Annotated in this window: 13 protein-coding genes; 7 read left to right on the top strand and 6 right to left on the bottom strand. The window is 51.3% G+C overall.

Going from position 1 to position 14,740, the window contains the following annotated elements; translation table 11 throughout:
• Window positions 1–3: 3 nt before the first annotated feature.
• Together JHJ32_RS08065 and JHJ32_RS08060 are read right to left on the bottom strand one after the other, a co-directional pair.
• Window positions 4–1,458 carry an MBL fold metallo-hydrolase RNA specificity domain-containing protein gene (locus tag JHJ32_RS08065; RefSeq protein ID WP_200120624.1) on the bottom strand — a complete coding sequence of 485 codons (1,455 nt, stop codon included), beginning with the start codon at window positions 1,456–1,458 and terminating at the stop codon, window positions 4–6.
• Between the two features lies 1 nt (window position 1,459).
• On the bottom strand, window positions 1,460–2,509 hold the full coding sequence (locus JHJ32_RS08060; RefSeq protein ID WP_200120623.1) for a DUF6544 family protein: 1,050 nt from the start codon (window positions 2,507–2,509) through the stop codon (window positions 1,460–1,462).
• A gap of 279 nt (window positions 2,510–2,788) precedes the next feature.
• On the opposite strand from JHJ32_RS08060, the gene JHJ32_RS08055 reads away from it, so the two are divergent.
• Together JHJ32_RS08055 and JHJ32_RS08050 are read left to right on the top strand one after the other, a co-directional pair.
• Window positions 2,789–3,445 carry a BON domain-containing protein gene (locus JHJ32_RS08055; RefSeq protein WP_200120622.1) on the top strand — a complete coding sequence of 219 codons (657 nt, stop codon included), beginning with the start codon at window positions 2,789–2,791 and terminating at the stop codon, window positions 3,443–3,445.
• Between the two features lie 73 nt (window positions 3,446–3,518).
• Window positions 3,519–4,361: a universal stress protein gene (locus JHJ32_RS08050; RefSeq protein ID WP_200120621.1), complete on the top strand. Its 843-nt coding sequence runs from the start codon at window positions 3,519–3,521 to the stop codon at window positions 4,359–4,361.
• A 17-nt stretch (window positions 4,362–4,378) separates the two neighbouring features.
• Here JHJ32_RS08050 and JHJ32_RS08045 read toward each other — a convergent pair whose 3' ends face one another.
• Both JHJ32_RS08045 and JHJ32_RS08040 read right to left on the bottom strand, forming a co-directional pair.
• Window positions 4,379–5,410, bottom strand: coding sequence for a zinc-dependent alcohol dehydrogenase family protein (locus JHJ32_RS08045; RefSeq protein ID WP_200120620.1), 1,032 nt, complete (start codon window positions 5,408–5,410; stop codon window positions 4,379–4,381).
• 91 nt (window positions 5,411–5,501) lie between these two features.
• On the bottom strand, window positions 5,502–5,705 hold the full coding sequence (locus JHJ32_RS08040; RefSeq protein ID WP_200120619.1) for a dodecin family protein: 204 nt from the start codon (window positions 5,703–5,705) through the stop codon (window positions 5,502–5,504).
• Between the two features lie 199 nt (window positions 5,706–5,904).
• On the opposite strand from JHJ32_RS08040, the gene JHJ32_RS08035 reads away from it, so the two are divergent.
• Window positions 5,905–6,501, top strand: a complete 597-nt coding sequence (locus tag JHJ32_RS08035) for an HdeD family acid-resistance protein (RefSeq protein ID WP_200120618.1) — start codon at window positions 5,905–5,907, stop codon at window positions 6,499–6,501.
• Window positions 6,502–6,535: 34 nt separating this feature from the next.
• Here JHJ32_RS08035 and JHJ32_RS08030 read toward each other — a convergent pair whose 3' ends face one another.
• Together JHJ32_RS08030 and JHJ32_RS22995 are read right to left on the bottom strand one after the other, a co-directional pair.
• Window positions 6,536–7,474, bottom strand: a complete 939-nt coding sequence (locus JHJ32_RS08030; RefSeq protein WP_200120617.1) for a 1-phosphofructokinase family hexose kinase — start codon at window positions 7,472–7,474, stop codon at window positions 6,536–6,538.
• A gap of 83 nt (window positions 7,475–7,557) precedes the next feature.
• A complete protein-coding gene (locus JHJ32_RS22995) occupies window positions 7,558–7,686 on the bottom strand; it encodes a hypothetical protein (protein ID WP_255539728.1) in 129 nt (42 codons plus the stop codon).
• A 35-nt stretch (window positions 7,687–7,721) separates the two neighbouring features.
• Here JHJ32_RS22995 and JHJ32_RS08025 point away from each other — a divergent pair, with 35 nt between their 5' ends.
• From JHJ32_RS08025 to JHJ32_RS08010, 4 genes are all read left to right on the top strand, one after another.
• The gene (locus JHJ32_RS08025) at window positions 7,722–10,412 is read left to right on the top strand and encodes an HAD-IC family P-type ATPase (protein ID WP_200120616.1); all 2,691 of its coding nucleotides are present in this window, start codon (window positions 7,722–7,724) and stop codon (window positions 10,410–10,412) included.
• A 167-nt stretch (window positions 10,413–10,579) separates the two neighbouring features.
• Entirely contained in the window at window positions 10,580–12,982 is a 2,403-nt protein-coding gene (gene ppsA / locus JHJ32_RS08020) for a phosphoenolpyruvate synthase (protein WP_200120615.1), read from the top strand.
• A gap of 11 nt (window positions 12,983–12,993) precedes the next feature.
• Window positions 12,994–13,833, top strand: a complete 840-nt coding sequence (locus JHJ32_RS08015; protein ID WP_200120614.1) for a universal stress protein — start codon at window positions 12,994–12,996, stop codon at window positions 13,831–13,833.
• A gap of 20 nt (window positions 13,834–13,853) precedes the next feature.
• On the top strand, window positions 13,854–14,729 hold the full coding sequence (locus JHJ32_RS08010; protein ID WP_200120613.1) for an OmpA family protein: 876 nt from the start codon (window positions 13,854–13,856) through the stop codon (window positions 14,727–14,729).
• The last annotated feature ends 11 nt before the right edge of the window (window positions 14,730–14,740 follow it).

The following is a 14,740-nucleotide window of genomic DNA, read 5'->3' as shown; positions in this document are numbered from 1 at the left end:
AGGTCATGACTGGATTTCTGCTGCATGCGACGCCGAACTCTGGCCTGACTGATCCGGGTTACCGGGTTCGGCGGCTACAAACAAGATTTCTTTTTTTTCAGGTTGCAAGATTTTTACCTCCGTGTTGTAGGTATCCCGTACCTTTATCCGGAGGGCCTCAAGTGCGCATGGCTCCCCGTGATTGAGGAATACGGCCTGTAATGCCGTTGTGTTTCCCTCCAGCCATTCCACCAGTTCATGCTGGTCGGCGTGAGCAGACAGATTCCTGTTTTCTTCCACCCGTGCCCGTACCGTGTAATACCGGCCGTGTATTTTGATTTCGGGAGCACCGTTTAACAACGCCCGCCCGCGGGTGCCTGCAGCCTGGAATCCGATGATGAGAATGGTGTTCCGCTTGTCTTCGATATAGTGTTTCAGGTATTCAAGCGCGCGTCCGCCGGTGAGCATGCCACTGCCCGCAAGGATAATCTTGCTTCCCCGCTGTTTGATGATTTTTGACGTGCCCGCGGCGTCCTTATTGATCACCATATTGCTCAACATACGCCGCCACTCGGCGGGTTCCAAGGTCGTCCACTCGGGATAGTGAAGCAGCGTATGGTTGGCTGCAGCGGCCATGGGACTGTCCAGAAAGACCGGTATAGATGGCGGTATCGATTTTTTTTCCTTCAAACGGTATATCAGCTGGATTAATTCCTGTGCCCTCCCCACGGCAAAGCACGGAATTAGCAGGTTGCCGTTCTCAAAAGCGGTTCGGTTGATAACCGATGCGAGTTCACTTTCAACGTCGCCCGTTTGGTGCAATCGATCGCCATACGTACTTTCCATGACGACAAAGTGGTTGTCCTTAGGGGGTGAGGGCGGTGACAGGTAAATGGAACGGCTTCTTCCGATATCACCAGAAAAGAGTATGTTTTTACCATAGCAATTTACCTGTACGGAACATGCACCCGGTATGTGCCCCGCTCCGTAAAATTGAAACGTTATATGTTTGTTAAGCTGATACGGCTTTCCCGCATCCACCTTCACAAACTGAAGGACAGCACGTTCGACATCCGCCTGACCATAAAGTGGTTTGGCGTGCTGATGCTTTGTGTAGCCGTACTTATTGGCTTTATATGCATCTTCCTCCTGCAACTTTGCACTATCGCGTAAAATCAGCTCACAGAGTTCGCTGGTTGCGCCACTCATATAGAATGGACCGCGGTAACCGTACTTCACGAGCAGCGGTATATAACCGGTATGATCCAAATGCGCATGCGTAATCATGACGTGGCTTATTAAAGACGGTTCAAAAGGAGGGTAATGCCAATTCTTTTCCCGTAGCGACTTCAGGCCTTGGAATAGGCCGCAATCTATTAGGATGTTCGCAGATGGCGTACCCAGTAGCAGTTTCGAGCCGGTAACCGTTTCGGCACCGCCGAAGGCCTGGAGGTAGATAGGAGTCTGCTCTGCTTTCATGTCATTGAACGTTATAGGTAACTTCCTTTACGTTGAACTCACCATACACAAAGGGACCATCGGGGTAATGCCAGGTTGCTTCGGCAAAAGTTGCCATCCTGTATCCATCGATTGACCGGTAATCACTCAAAGGCGTGGAAAACCGATGCTGTTGCCCATCGGCCACGTCATATCGGTCGTTGGAAAAAAACTTAACCAATTGGTCCTGCTCGTTGAATTGAAGGGTTGCGGATATCGAATTACCAGCGTATGTAAAGACAGCCTTCGTGTTGTGTTCATCGATTGGAATCCACTGTATACGCCGATCGATCAGTGTGGCCGGGGCCAGGCAGCACATGTCATTGAAAAAAGTGACCGTCTCTGCCTGATTCATCGTATTACCTCTTGAGGCAACCAATGGAAATAAGCCAAATAACTTGATATCCATCCGGGCAATCCCTCCCGCGTAGCGGTGATATCCCGGAACATCCATTCCATACATGTGCCCCTTCATAAAAAAAAGCCGTTCCGGCGAATCGAAGAAATTGTATTGAACCGACGTCAATGGAAACCACTTTTTTCCCTTTTCTCTCATCTTTCCTTCAAATGTGAGCCGCATACTTAACACACGAGGCTTGTTTAACACGCCTACGTATCGGAGATACCGCTGTACCGGCGCGGGCAGATGCGCGAGATCGGCTTCGCTGATCACGTTGGGGGTATGGGCGTGGCGCCGTTGCATTGCGGTTTGGGTGTCTGCCAAGAAAGTTCGCTGAAACTGCCAGGATCCCCAACCGGCCACAATGGCAAGTAACAGGATGATATTGACGGCCGTTCCCCATTCTGCTTCCTGCCACATGTCAATTATTAATAACTGAGAGGCAACAATGGCGAGGCAAGCCGCTATCCACCATGTTTCCTTTTTAATGTACATAAGCAGGCCGCTGACAACAAGAAGCAACCCAACGGACAACCAAAGATGACCGAATGGTTTTGAGACCTCGTGCGTAAATCCGACGATGTGGATGAGCCCGTGTATTACCAATAACAAGGAAAAGCATAAGCGTAACATGGTCTGTGAGTATCGTGCTGCAAATCAAGGTACAGCAATCATTTTTTTATATGATCGATAGCGGGTTATCGGCTGACTTTTGTCATAGGTTTTTATTCAATATCCTTGTAAGAAAGCCAGATATTTTTTTTTGACCGCAGACGAAAAACCAATCACTACAGTGAATAAGCGGTCACGGAGAAAAATCACGGGTTGATATGATCGTTATCATCGGATGTCGAATCTGCAGGTTCCTACCTTAGCCTTATGTAATTTGTTAACTTTTAAATGTAAAACACAATGAAAACCAACGAACAATTGCAACGCGACGTTATGGATGAACTGAAATGGGATCCACTGATCGCGGCTTCGGAAATCGGTGTGTCCGCAAAAGATGGGGTAATCACGCTGAGCGGGTATGTGGACAGTTATTCCAAGAAATACGCCGCTGAAAAAGCAGCAAAACGGGTAGAAGGCGTGATAGCGGTCGCCGAGGACATCGAGGTGCGGTTCAGCAAAGCCGGTCGCCGTGACGACACCGCTATTGCCGAGACGATCCTAAACGCGTTCAAGTGGAGTACACTTGTGCCTGAATCGAAGTTGAAAGTCAAAGTAGACGAAGGCTGGGTAACGCTTGAAGGAACCGTCGATTGGCAGTTCCAGAAGGATGCCGCATACAAGGCAGTACGGGACATTGCAGGGGTAAAAAGCGTGGTAAATGCCATTACCCTGAAGCCCCGTTTGGAAAAGATCGACATTGAAAAAAGTATACGGCAGGCACTTCACCGCAGGGCTACCGTCAATGCCGACAGCATCAGGGTGCGCACTGAGGGAGGCAAGGTCATATTGAACGGGAGGGCCAGCACGTGGAATGAGCGACGGGAAGTCGAAAAGGCCGTATGGTCTTCTCCCGGTGTGTCTGAAGTGGAGGATAACATCGCCATCACTGCACTGTAAATCAAACCAGTTGTTTTAACAAGGAGCCGTGCCGAGCGTTTAAGGCACGGCTTCGAAACGTAAACAAAATATCATGAAACAATTGTTATGTCCCTTTGACTTCTCAGAAGCGGCCACAAACGCCGCGGAATATGCGGCACGCCTTGCGCAGGACCGCAATATGGATTTGGTACTGCTTTACATTGAACAGTTATCCGCATGGCATGGAACGGTATCCGAAGTGCCGGGTGGACTTCCGTTGGCCGATGATTGGGCGCAGGGGACGAAAGAACAACTGCGGTCCTATGCCGGCTTTATTGAAAATCAATTTAAGATCAGGTGTACGGCGGATTTCAGGGCATACATAGCTACTATCGCAACAGCTTTGACAGAGATGATCGCGCTTGGCGATTTCGAATTGGTTGTCATGGGTACCAATGGCGCAGACACTGAAATAGATTATTTCTTTGGGTCGACCACTTATCAGGTAATCGTGAAGACCCGTAAGCCGTTGCTGCTCGTGCCGGAAAATTGCCGGTTCGAAAAGCCTGATAAACTATTGTACGCCACGGATTATTGTCCGGATGATCGTGAGCATATAACCCGAGTTCTGACATTGTTTGCTCGGTACCGGCCGGAATTGACCGTTTTTCATGTCAGCAGAAACCGAACAGCAGTCAGTGACGAAGTTTTTCGGTGCTTCCGCGATATCCTTGATGACGAGGTTAACCAGAAACGGAATATTCGGTTCAAACGAGCGATCGGCGACGATGTGCCGGGTATTCTGACCGATGTAATGCGTGACCATGACCTGCTGGTGCTGCTTACGCGGAACCGTAGCCTCGTGTCGAGGATATTTCACCGCAGCGCACTCCGTAAACTCAGCCTTTCCCCAGATTTTCCAATTTTGGTGTTTCCATATCAAATGGACAAATAAACCATTTTCCCTCCACATCACTCCATAACCAATACCTTAGCGCCCTTTTTGTTTTTACGTTTCAGGTCAATCATGGCTTGATTTGCCAACTTAAAAGGATATTGGACGATTTCGGGTCTGATTGGAATGGCGGCAGCGAGTTTGAGAAAAGCACTGACATCGTCCCGGGTAAGGTTAGCAACACTCTTGACTTCCTTTTCCATCCATAAGTGATCTGTATAGCGCAACTCTAGCAGGACATGCCGGTCGGTCGGTTCCTTTCGGATAACATTGATGACCAATCTTCCGCCGGGTTTAAGATGAGGCAATGCGGCCAGCACCGGTGTCCATACGGGCGTTGTGTCGATAATCGCGTGGGCCGGAAACGGAGGCGTATCGGAGGTGTTCCCCGCCCAATAGGCACCCAATGACCGGGCAAAGGCCTGTTCCTCCGGACTGCGGGCAAAAACCACAATGCGGGATGAAGGGTAAAGATGTTTTGCCATCTGGAGCACCAGGTGACCGGATGCCCCGAATCCGGTAAGTCCCAACGTATCGCCATCCTGCAAGCCCGCCAGTTTTAGGGAGCGGTATCCAATGGCGCCTGCACATAGGAGGGGAGCGGCCTCTGCATCCGAAAATACGTCGGGAATAGCATAGGCAAAATTTTCATGTACCACCATGTATTCGGCGTAACCCCCGTTGGCATCCCTGCCAGTGGCCCGGAATTCTGGACACAAATTTTCCAGTCCCCGAAGGCAATATTCACAGGTGCCGCACGCCGAATATATCCAGGCGACACCTACCCGGTCGCCGATTGCGAAGCGGTTGGCTTCCTGGCCTAATTTATGGACGTAACCGATTACCTGATGCCCGGGAATTACCGGATAGTAAAGGGGAGTTGTGCGGCCTTCGATTTCATCCAATTCAGTATGACAGATGCCACAGCATACTATCCGAATGAGAATTTCCCCTGTGCCGGGATCGGGTATGGGCAATTCGGCCGCTTTCAACGGCTGGCTATCCTTGTTTAGGTCGGACACGCCATGAAGTCTCCATGCTTTCATCATTTACTTCTTATTTTATTTCGCATCAATGATATAATCAAAAATGATAGGAAAAGCCGCTTTGCTGAGAAACGGCTCTTTCCATATCCAGTGGTTATCCCCACAGTTCAAAGCTGATCTTGCAGGTAACGCGGTATTCGGTGATTTTCCCCTTCTCTACAGTGGCGCTCTGATCCACAATGTAAATGGAACGGACATTTTGAAGCGTTTTGCAGGCCTCGTCGATGGCCGCCTGAGCGGCATCTTCCCAACCCGTGGTTGAATTGGCCATTACTTCGATGACTTTTAAGATAGACATAATACATGTATTTTTTGTGAACGAATTAACGGCAAGTTATAGCCATTTACGGGTATCCTGGATGATTGCTGTCATAGCTTTTCAAGAATTTTGTCATACGGTTGGGTGTTCCCGTCGGACGCGATGAAAATCATCCACGGTGACGACGGCTGTCATTTGCCTCCGGGGGTGGTTGGCGTAGTTTCGTAAAAAAGAAATTATGGCAACGTTGATCGAAAAGCATACACACAGCCGCGCTATGGGATGGTGGGTATTGCAATTAATGACCGGTATTGTTTTTATCGTAACCGGCATTTGGATGGTCGCTTACCCGGCAGATTCATATCTGTCGCTCAGTGTTATATTCGCTTCAGCCCTGATCATAGCGGGGATTTTCGAGGCGGTGTTTCTATTAGGCCATCTCCGGGGATTGATCGCTTGGGGATGGCATTTTGCATTGACATTGATCGATATTGGTGTGGGCATCTATCTTTTGTTTGATTCTGCCACCCTGTCTGATCCCACTTTCGTTACGTACCTTTTGCCGTTCTTTGTCGGGTTTTGGATACTTGTGCGCGGCTTTTTGGCTGTCGGTATAGCGTTGGATTTCCGCTCCCAGCATATCCGGGGGTGGGTGTGGCCGTTATATCTGGGTATGCTAACGATTCTTCTGGCCTCTATTGTCCTGTCGTACCCATTTGTGACGGGTGTGAGTATCGCTGGCTATATGGTGATTGCCTTTATGGGTTTCGGTATCTTGCATAGTTATCTTTCTACGAAACTGTGGAGACGTAGTCGGGAAGGTGATTCACATTGAAACATCGGTCAGGTAATTAGGGTCAGTAAAGCAGTCACTGTGTTTGTGCTAACCAATGATATAGCTTTTCGGCATCTTCCTTGTTGAACAATGCGGTGCCCGGGTTCATTGTAGCCGCAGAGCCACAGGCCACGCCCATACGGGCGACCTGTGGCCAAGCACCGCCCCGGGCCAATTGGGCAACCATGCCAGCCACCATGCTGTCGCCAGCGCCGACAGTGCTGCGTTTCTTTACGGTTGGGGCATGAACGTAGAAGCTGTCTTCTGAGGTTACCAGGTATGCGCCCTGTGCACCCAGGGAAACCGCCACGGCTGCTGCCTTTCCTTCGGTAATCAATTGTTTGGCGGCCCGTTCGGCGGATGGGTTATCCAGTGCTTCTATGCCTACTAAACTGCTCAACTCACCAAGATTCGGCTTGATTAGGAAGACCCCTTCCGCTACTGCCGTTTTGAGTGCTTCACCGGAAGTGTCCAGAATTATGTGTGCCTGCCTTAATTTTATCATTTTTATCAGCTTCACCAAATACGTAAGTTCCATCTCCGGAGGGAGGCTACCGCTGATGATTACCCACTTGGGAAAGGGCTCAAGGGCAGCGATACGTTCGGCGATCGCTTCGGCCTCTACAGGTACCAACGGTTCTCCCGGCATCCCGAATCGGTATTGACGGTTGCTCGACTCGTCCAGCACACTAAAATTCTCCCGTGTTTCGCCCGTAACCGGAATGGGTATGATATCTACGTTTTCCTTGTGCAACAGCGATTCCAGCAGGGCGCCGGTACGTCCGCCCGAAGGGAAGAGTGCCCCCACAGGGAAGCCCAGACGGACCAGTCCGCGAGCCACGTTGATGCCACCCCCACCGGGTTCGTACGTCGGCTGTGAACATCTGAGTTTTTTATCGGGTTGTACTCGCGGCACGGTGCAGCTTTTGTCGACCGTTGGATTCAGCGTGATGGTGAGGACGTTGTCAGTCATAAGGGCAAATAATGGTGTCGACGGAAATCCTGTTGGGCCAAAATTACTTCCTGCGTTCGATGTGATCGCTGACTTCGGCTATGTCAGTCGATGATTTTCGTCATGGTCTCAACCGCAGGAGAAGGATCCGAAGCGCCGGTGATATCCCGAAAGCGGTGTACGAAAATATTCCGGTCATGATGGATGCCCGTACGGGCCATGACGTTTGTCATTTCAGCGAAATACTTGAGCCCGGACTTTTGTTTAAATGATACAATTTCATCAACTTTCAACAGCGGAGGTCCTGGGTAAACTGGAAACCGACACCCGTGGACTGGACGAAGACAAGGTATTGCGGCGACGCCGGCAGTACGGATGGAATGAACTGCCCAATCCGGATCGACGGCCATTATGGAAAGGCCTCGTCAAGCAATTCCGGAATTTGTTTGTAATCATTTTGTTGCTGGCAGCTGTGATTTCCTATGCCATGGATCATATTCTCGACGTATATGTGATCCTGGTCGTGGTGTTGGCCAACGCAACAATAGGTTTTATCCATGAGGTACGGGCAGACATGGCCATCAGGTCGCTCCAAGGCATGTTTGTACCGAGGGCTCGCGCCATACGTGGGGGAAAATTGATCCCGCTCGCTGCCCGCGATCTGGTTCCGGGCGATATCATCGTGCTAGAGGAAGGGGAAGGCGTGCCCGCCGACGCGCGGATTATTGAATCAAGCAACCTGCGCACGATTGAGGCTTCCCTTACGGGCGAGTCACTCCCCGTCAGTAAACAAGAAGCGCCGCTGCCCACGGAAACGCCATTGGCGGAGCGGAAAAACATGGTTTGGAAAGGCACGTTTGTAGCGGGCGGATATGCATTGGCCGTCGTCTGCGGCACCGGGCTGGATACCGCTATCGGTAACATCGCCGAATCGCTTTCGACCATCCGGCCAAAGAAGGCCAATTTCCAAAAGAAGACGGACCGCCTTGCGCGACAGATGGCCTTTTTAGCGATTTTCAGTACAATGATGCTGTTTCTAACTGCATATTTCCTTCGGTCATTTTCGTTGGAAGAACTGCTTTCGATTTCCATAGCAGCCATGGTTTCAGCGATTCCCGAGGGGCTGCCCGCGGTGCTGTCCATTGTTCTTGCCATCGGTTCAAAGCGGATGTCACGGAAGCAAGCCGTTATCCGTGACCTTAATTCAGTGGAAACACTGGGCTCTGTTTCCACGATCATTACCGACAAGACCGGTACCCTCACCCAGAACAAACTGACCGTAAAAAAGATCAGCGTGGCGGGGCTGGACGAATTTGAACTGTCAGGCGAGGGGTGGTTCCCTGCGGGCAATTTCCACCAGCAACAGGCCGTGGTAAATCCTGCTGATTACCCTACGTTGTGCAAGTTGCTGCAGATCGCCGCCTGCTCGAACAATGCCACTGTCAGGCACGACGCGCAACAGGATACATACGAGCTCTTGGGGGATCCCACGGAAGGTGCACTCTTGGTAATGGCAAGGAAAGCGGGAGTGGCCGCAAAGCAAGACAATGACTCGGTCAAGCTGGATGACCTGCCCTTTGACTCCAAGCGAAAACTGCGGGCCACCCTTACTAAGGATGGCACCGATACCGAACTGCTGGTTGTAGGAGCTCCGGAACAGCTCCTGGCACGCTCCCACCACCTGCTCACCCCGCAGGGGGTGATGCCTTTGGAGAAAACACATATATCGGCCATCCAGCAAAAAATCTCGGAGTGGTCCGGTGAAGCCCTGCGGGTTATCGGTATGGCTTACAGAGAAATGACTTCTGACATGGACGTGATTGATGAAAATAGAATCGATACGCTGGTATTTACAGGAGTTGTGGGGATGATTGATCCGGCGCGACCGGAAGCCAGGGGGGCCGTGGTCAGGTGCCGGCAGGCGGGTATACGGGTAATCATGGCTACCGGAGACCACATCAACACCGCTATTGCGATAGCCAAGCTAACGGGTATTATTAGTGGACAACAACACCACCCCGTGGCGCTCACGGAACAACAGCTGACCTTGCTTGATGGGCAGGAGTTTGACGATGCCATCCGTACGGTGGATGTCTTTGCGCGGCTGACTCCGGCCATGAAACTCCGCATTGCGGAGCGGATACAGGCCATGGGACAATTGGTGGCCATGACAGGCGACGGCGTGAATGACGCGCCTGCTTTAAAGCAGGCAGATGTAGGTATCGCGATGGGCGTTATGGGCACGGATGTGGCACGCGATGCCGCCAGGGTGGTATTGGCCGATGATAATTTTGCCACCATAGTAAACGCGGTGGAAGAAGGTCGCATTGTGTTCGCAAATGCACGGCATACCAGCTTTTTTCTGATAACGACCAATGTTGCGGAGATCGTTACACTGATCACTTTTATTGCGATGGGATATCCGATTCCGCTAACCGCGATCCAGATACTCTGGCTAAACCTGGTAACGGATGGGGTGGGCGATATCGCACTTGCCACGGAAAAAGGGCATGGTGATGAGCTAGAGGCAAAGCCCATTCCCAAAAAGGAACCGATAATGAATGGGGAGGTAATCCCTTTTTTGGTAATTATTAGCCCGTTAATGGCGATATTGTGTCTAGTAGTCTATTTTTCGTTTATTGGACATGGTCTGGCAAAAGCGCGTACGGCGGTGTTTGTGACTATGGCGCTCACCCAGCTTTTCAACCTTCTAAATATGCGGTCGCTAAAAAAGACCGTATTTGAAATCGGGTATTTCACCAATACCTATATCAACATTGCATTGGTAGCGTCGCTGATTATCCAGGTGACGATCATCGAGCTGCCGATCTTCCAGCGGATATTTGATTTCCGGTCCATCACCTTCGTTGAATTTATGCTGTTGGCGGCACTTTCATCGTTAGTACTATGGGCGGGGGAATTTTACAAATTTGTCCGGGGCCACTTGCCTAAATATTAAGTGGTTTAAACTGCTTGATCATTGCCGATAAAACGTGGTTACGGTCCGGACGGCCTGTGACACGAATCATTCGTTATCCCATCAAAAATCATTCAGGAAGGAGTTCTGCCAACATATCTTTGGATACAAACTTTAGCTGATTGTACAGCGGAGAAAACCGAATGATCATGAGCATTAATAATAGTTACATCGTCCCTTTTTCCGATCTCGATCGGACTGACATTTCGATTGCCGGTGGGAAGAATGCTTCCTTGGGGGAGTTGATTAACCGGATGAAACCCTTGGGCATCCGCATCCCCGATGGGTTTGCGATTGTCGCAGCGGCATACCGCCAATTCCTTGAAACTAACCATCTGGAGAAAAAACTATTGCAGGTATTGGATACGCTCGATAAGCAGTCCCTTGACAACCTGCCGAAAGTGGGTGAACAATGCCGGAAGCTGGTCAAGGACGCCACCATTCCCGAAGAATGCGAGCAAGCGATTAAGGAAGCCTACCGTGCGCTGGCGGCAGACGATGCAGACTTTGCGGTTGCCGTGCGGAGCAGTGCCACGGCCGAGGACCTGCCAGATGCAAGCTTTGCCGGTCAGCACGACTCCTTCCTGAATGTCAGGGGCGAAACGGCATTGCTCGATGCGTGCCACCGATGTTATGTTTCCCTGTATAATGACCGGGCTATCAAGTACCGGCAGGACCACGGATTTGACCATATGCAGGTTTTGCTGAGCATCGGCGTGCAACGAATGGTACGCAGCGATAAGGGCAGTGCGGGCGTGGCCTTCACCGTGGATCCCGAAACCGGACATGAAAACATTATCTACGTAACCGGCGCGTGGGGACTTGGCGAAAGCGTGGTGCAGGGAGCCGTCAATCCGGATGAGTTTTATTTTTTTAAGGAAGCGATCCCATTGAAAAAGCACAGCCTCATAAATTACCGCATGGGGAGCAAGGAAACGATGACGGTCTACCGCCAAACAGGCAGCATGGAAAACTCCGTCATTTCCGTCGAAACACCGGCAGCAATGCGGGACCGTCCGGTATTGAGCGACACGGAAGCGATGGAACTGGCCCGTTGGTGTTACCTGATTGAACAGCACTATGGTATGCCCATGGATATCGAATGGGCAAGGGACGGGGAAACAAACGAATTATTCATCGTACAGGCCCGTCCGGAAACCGTCCATCGGCAGCAGAAGCAACCGGTGCTGGATACGTTTCGGCTCCAGGAGAAGGGACTCCCGGTCTGCACCGGGAAAGCGGTCGGCAAGGCGATTGTCAGTGGCCGGGTATGCCTAGTACACACGCTTGCTGATGTGGAGAAGGTGCAGCAGGGCGACGTGATCGTGGCGGCGATAACCAACCCGGATTGGAACACGATGCTCAGGAAAGCAGTCTGCATCGTTACCGATAAAGGGGGGAGAACAAGCCATGCGTCGATTGTCGCCCGCGAGCTGGGCATCATCGCTGTGGTGGGTACACTTGATGCCACCAAGCAGCTGAAAGACGGACAGGTCGTAACGGTCGACTGCGCCGAAGGGGACAAAGGATACGTGTACGACGGTAAGCTGGAATGGGAGGTCACGGAAACAGCGTTGGACCATTTTCCCCAGACCCGCACAGCACCTATGTTCATACTCGCCGATCCCGACCGGGCACTGGATTTATCACGGTACCCTAATAAGGGAGTTGGTCTGCTGCGGATGGAATTTACGATCACCAACCAGATCCAGATCCATCCTATGGCGCTGGTCCGGTACGAACAGTTACCCGATTCCCCGGAAAGGGAGCGGATCGAATCTCTTACGAGACGCTATACGGACAAAAAACAGTATTTCATCCACAAATTGGCCGAAGCGATCGCGTTGGTAGCGGCAGCTTTCTATCCCAAGGACGTTATCGTGCGGATGAGCGATTTCAAGACCAATGAATATGCCCGCTTATTGGGTGGGGCGGTATTTGAACCCGACGAGGAAAACCCGATGCTGGGGTTCCGCGGTGCCTCCCGCTACTACCACCCTGGCTACCGGGAAGCGTTTGGGCTGGAGTGCGCGGCCATCAGACGCACACGGGAGGAAATGGGGCTCCATAACGTGAAAGTGATGGTTCCCTTTTGCCGGACCATTGAAGAAGGGGAAAAAGTGATTGCCACCATGAAGGATCACGGGCTGATACAGGGGAAGCAAGAGCTAGAGATTTACGTCATGGCAGAGGTGCCTTCCAATGCCATCCTGGCTGAAGAATTCGCTGCGCTTTTTGATGGCTTTTCCATCGGCTCAAATGATCTGACCCAACTGACACTCGGGGTCGACCGGGATTCGGCGGTGATCAGCGGCTTATTCGACGAAAACAATGCCGCCGTAAAAGCACTCCTGACACAGGTAATACGCGCTGCCCGTTCGGTCGGAAAAAAAGTAGGATTGTGCGGCCAAGCTCCCAGCGATGATCCCGGATTTTGCCGTTTTCTGGTGGAGGAACGGATCGATAGCATCTCCTTTACCCCCGATGCGCTGCTCAAGGGCGTGGAATATATCGTCAAAGCCGAGGCTGAAGGGCTAAAAGAATCGGTTTAAAAAAAATCGCCATGAAAACGCTTCTCGTACCCACGGATTTTTCAGACAATGCAACTGCTGCCTGCCGGTATGCCGCCATGCTGGCCTCACGCTACGAATGGAAACTACGACTTTTACATGCATATAACCCGTTTTACACCGTTTTCCAGCCATCCGGCCAGAATCAGGAGGAACGAGACCTGCTGGAAAAGCAAGTAAGTGAATCGATGTCGGCAGTGATTGCTGACCTTCGGACCCGGTATCCCACAGTAGCGATAGCCGGCGAGAAAAGACTGGGTAACGTTGCCGATGCGGTTGTCCATTCGGTTGCCGAAATCAATGGTGTCAAAATGGTCGTGATGGGCACGAAAGGTGCAACGGGCCTCAGGTATGCCCTGCTGGGAAGCAATACCTTCGATGTGATCAAAAAGTCGCCTGTTGCTGTGCTGGCGGTACCGGAAAAACTCAACTCCCGTCGATTGGATAAGGTCGGCTTTCCGATAAACTTCCATGCTATGGAAATCGCAGCACTTTTTGATTTTGTCGACCTGATGGACCACCCCATGGAAATCACCCTGTTTCATCTGTATGAACGGGGGAAAAAGGACGCCGAAGCACGTATGCAGGAATGGCGCCGTAAATTTGAACGGATGATAGCAGACTCCTGGTCTGTTGCACACTTCCAGGTTGCCCGGACGGCCAATATCCAGACTGGAATCAATCGCTTCGCCCTCCGGGAAAAACTCGACGCATTGGTCATGACGGCGATGGATAAACCCTTTTTGGAACGGGCCTTTTCCGGGGAAAAGCTGGTCAAAGCCGTAGCGCACCGGCTCGTGGTGCCAGTATTTTTCATGAAAGGTATTAGTTGACATAAAAAAATAGAAAATCCATGAATAAGAAGATTTATTTTCCCGTATTGGTTGCCACTGTGCTGGCCGTCGCTTCATGCGGAACGCGGAAGCGGCTGGACGAAGCAAACCAACGTTATCTCTCGCTGGAAGTCCAATACCGGGCTACACAGGACGCCCTTTCCATATGCAGGGATTCCACTCTGCGCAGCAGTGACCGGATTGCGAACCTGGGTCAGCAGGTGCATGACCTGCGGGGCCAGCTGCAGAGCGAACAGACGAACAAGGATCGCATGGTCGACCTACTGAAAGACCTGTCGGTTGTCAGCGGGGCGCAGGCGGAAAGTATCCATAAATCATTGGAAAACATTGCTTCCAAGGATGCGTACATCAAAAATCTGCAGTCGGCGATCGCCCGCAAGGATTCTCTGAATATGGTTTTGGTGATGAACCTGAAGGGGGCAATTGGCAATCTGGATGATCGGGATATCAATATCAAAATCGAAAAGGGTGTGGTTTACATCGATATTTCGGATAAAATGCTTTTCCGGACAGGTCGATATGAGGTGACGGAAAGGGCGAGGGAGGTACTGGGTAAAGTGGCGAAAGTACTGAACAACCAGCCGCATATCGAATTCATGGTAGAGGGACATACCGATACGGTACCCTATCGCAGCGGTGTGTTACTAGACAATTGGGACCTAAGCGTAAAACGCGCTACCTCGGTTATCCGTATCCTTCAATATGAATACGATGTTCCGCCATCCCGGATGACGGCAGCCGGCCGGGGCGAATACGTTCCCGTGGCCGCCAACGATACGGATGCTGGCAGGGCGCTGAACCGCCGAACGCGCATTGTGATCCTGCCGCAACTGGATCAGTTTTTTAAGTTGCTAGAAGCACCCGCCGACCGATAGGTCAGCGGGCG

The organism is Parapedobacter sp. ISTM3 (assembly GCF_016533505.1).
Lineage (GTDB): Bacteria > Bacteroidota > Bacteroidia > Sphingobacteriales > Sphingobacteriaceae > Parapedobacter > Parapedobacter luteus.
This window is presented reverse-complemented; position numbering and strand designations above follow the sequence as displayed.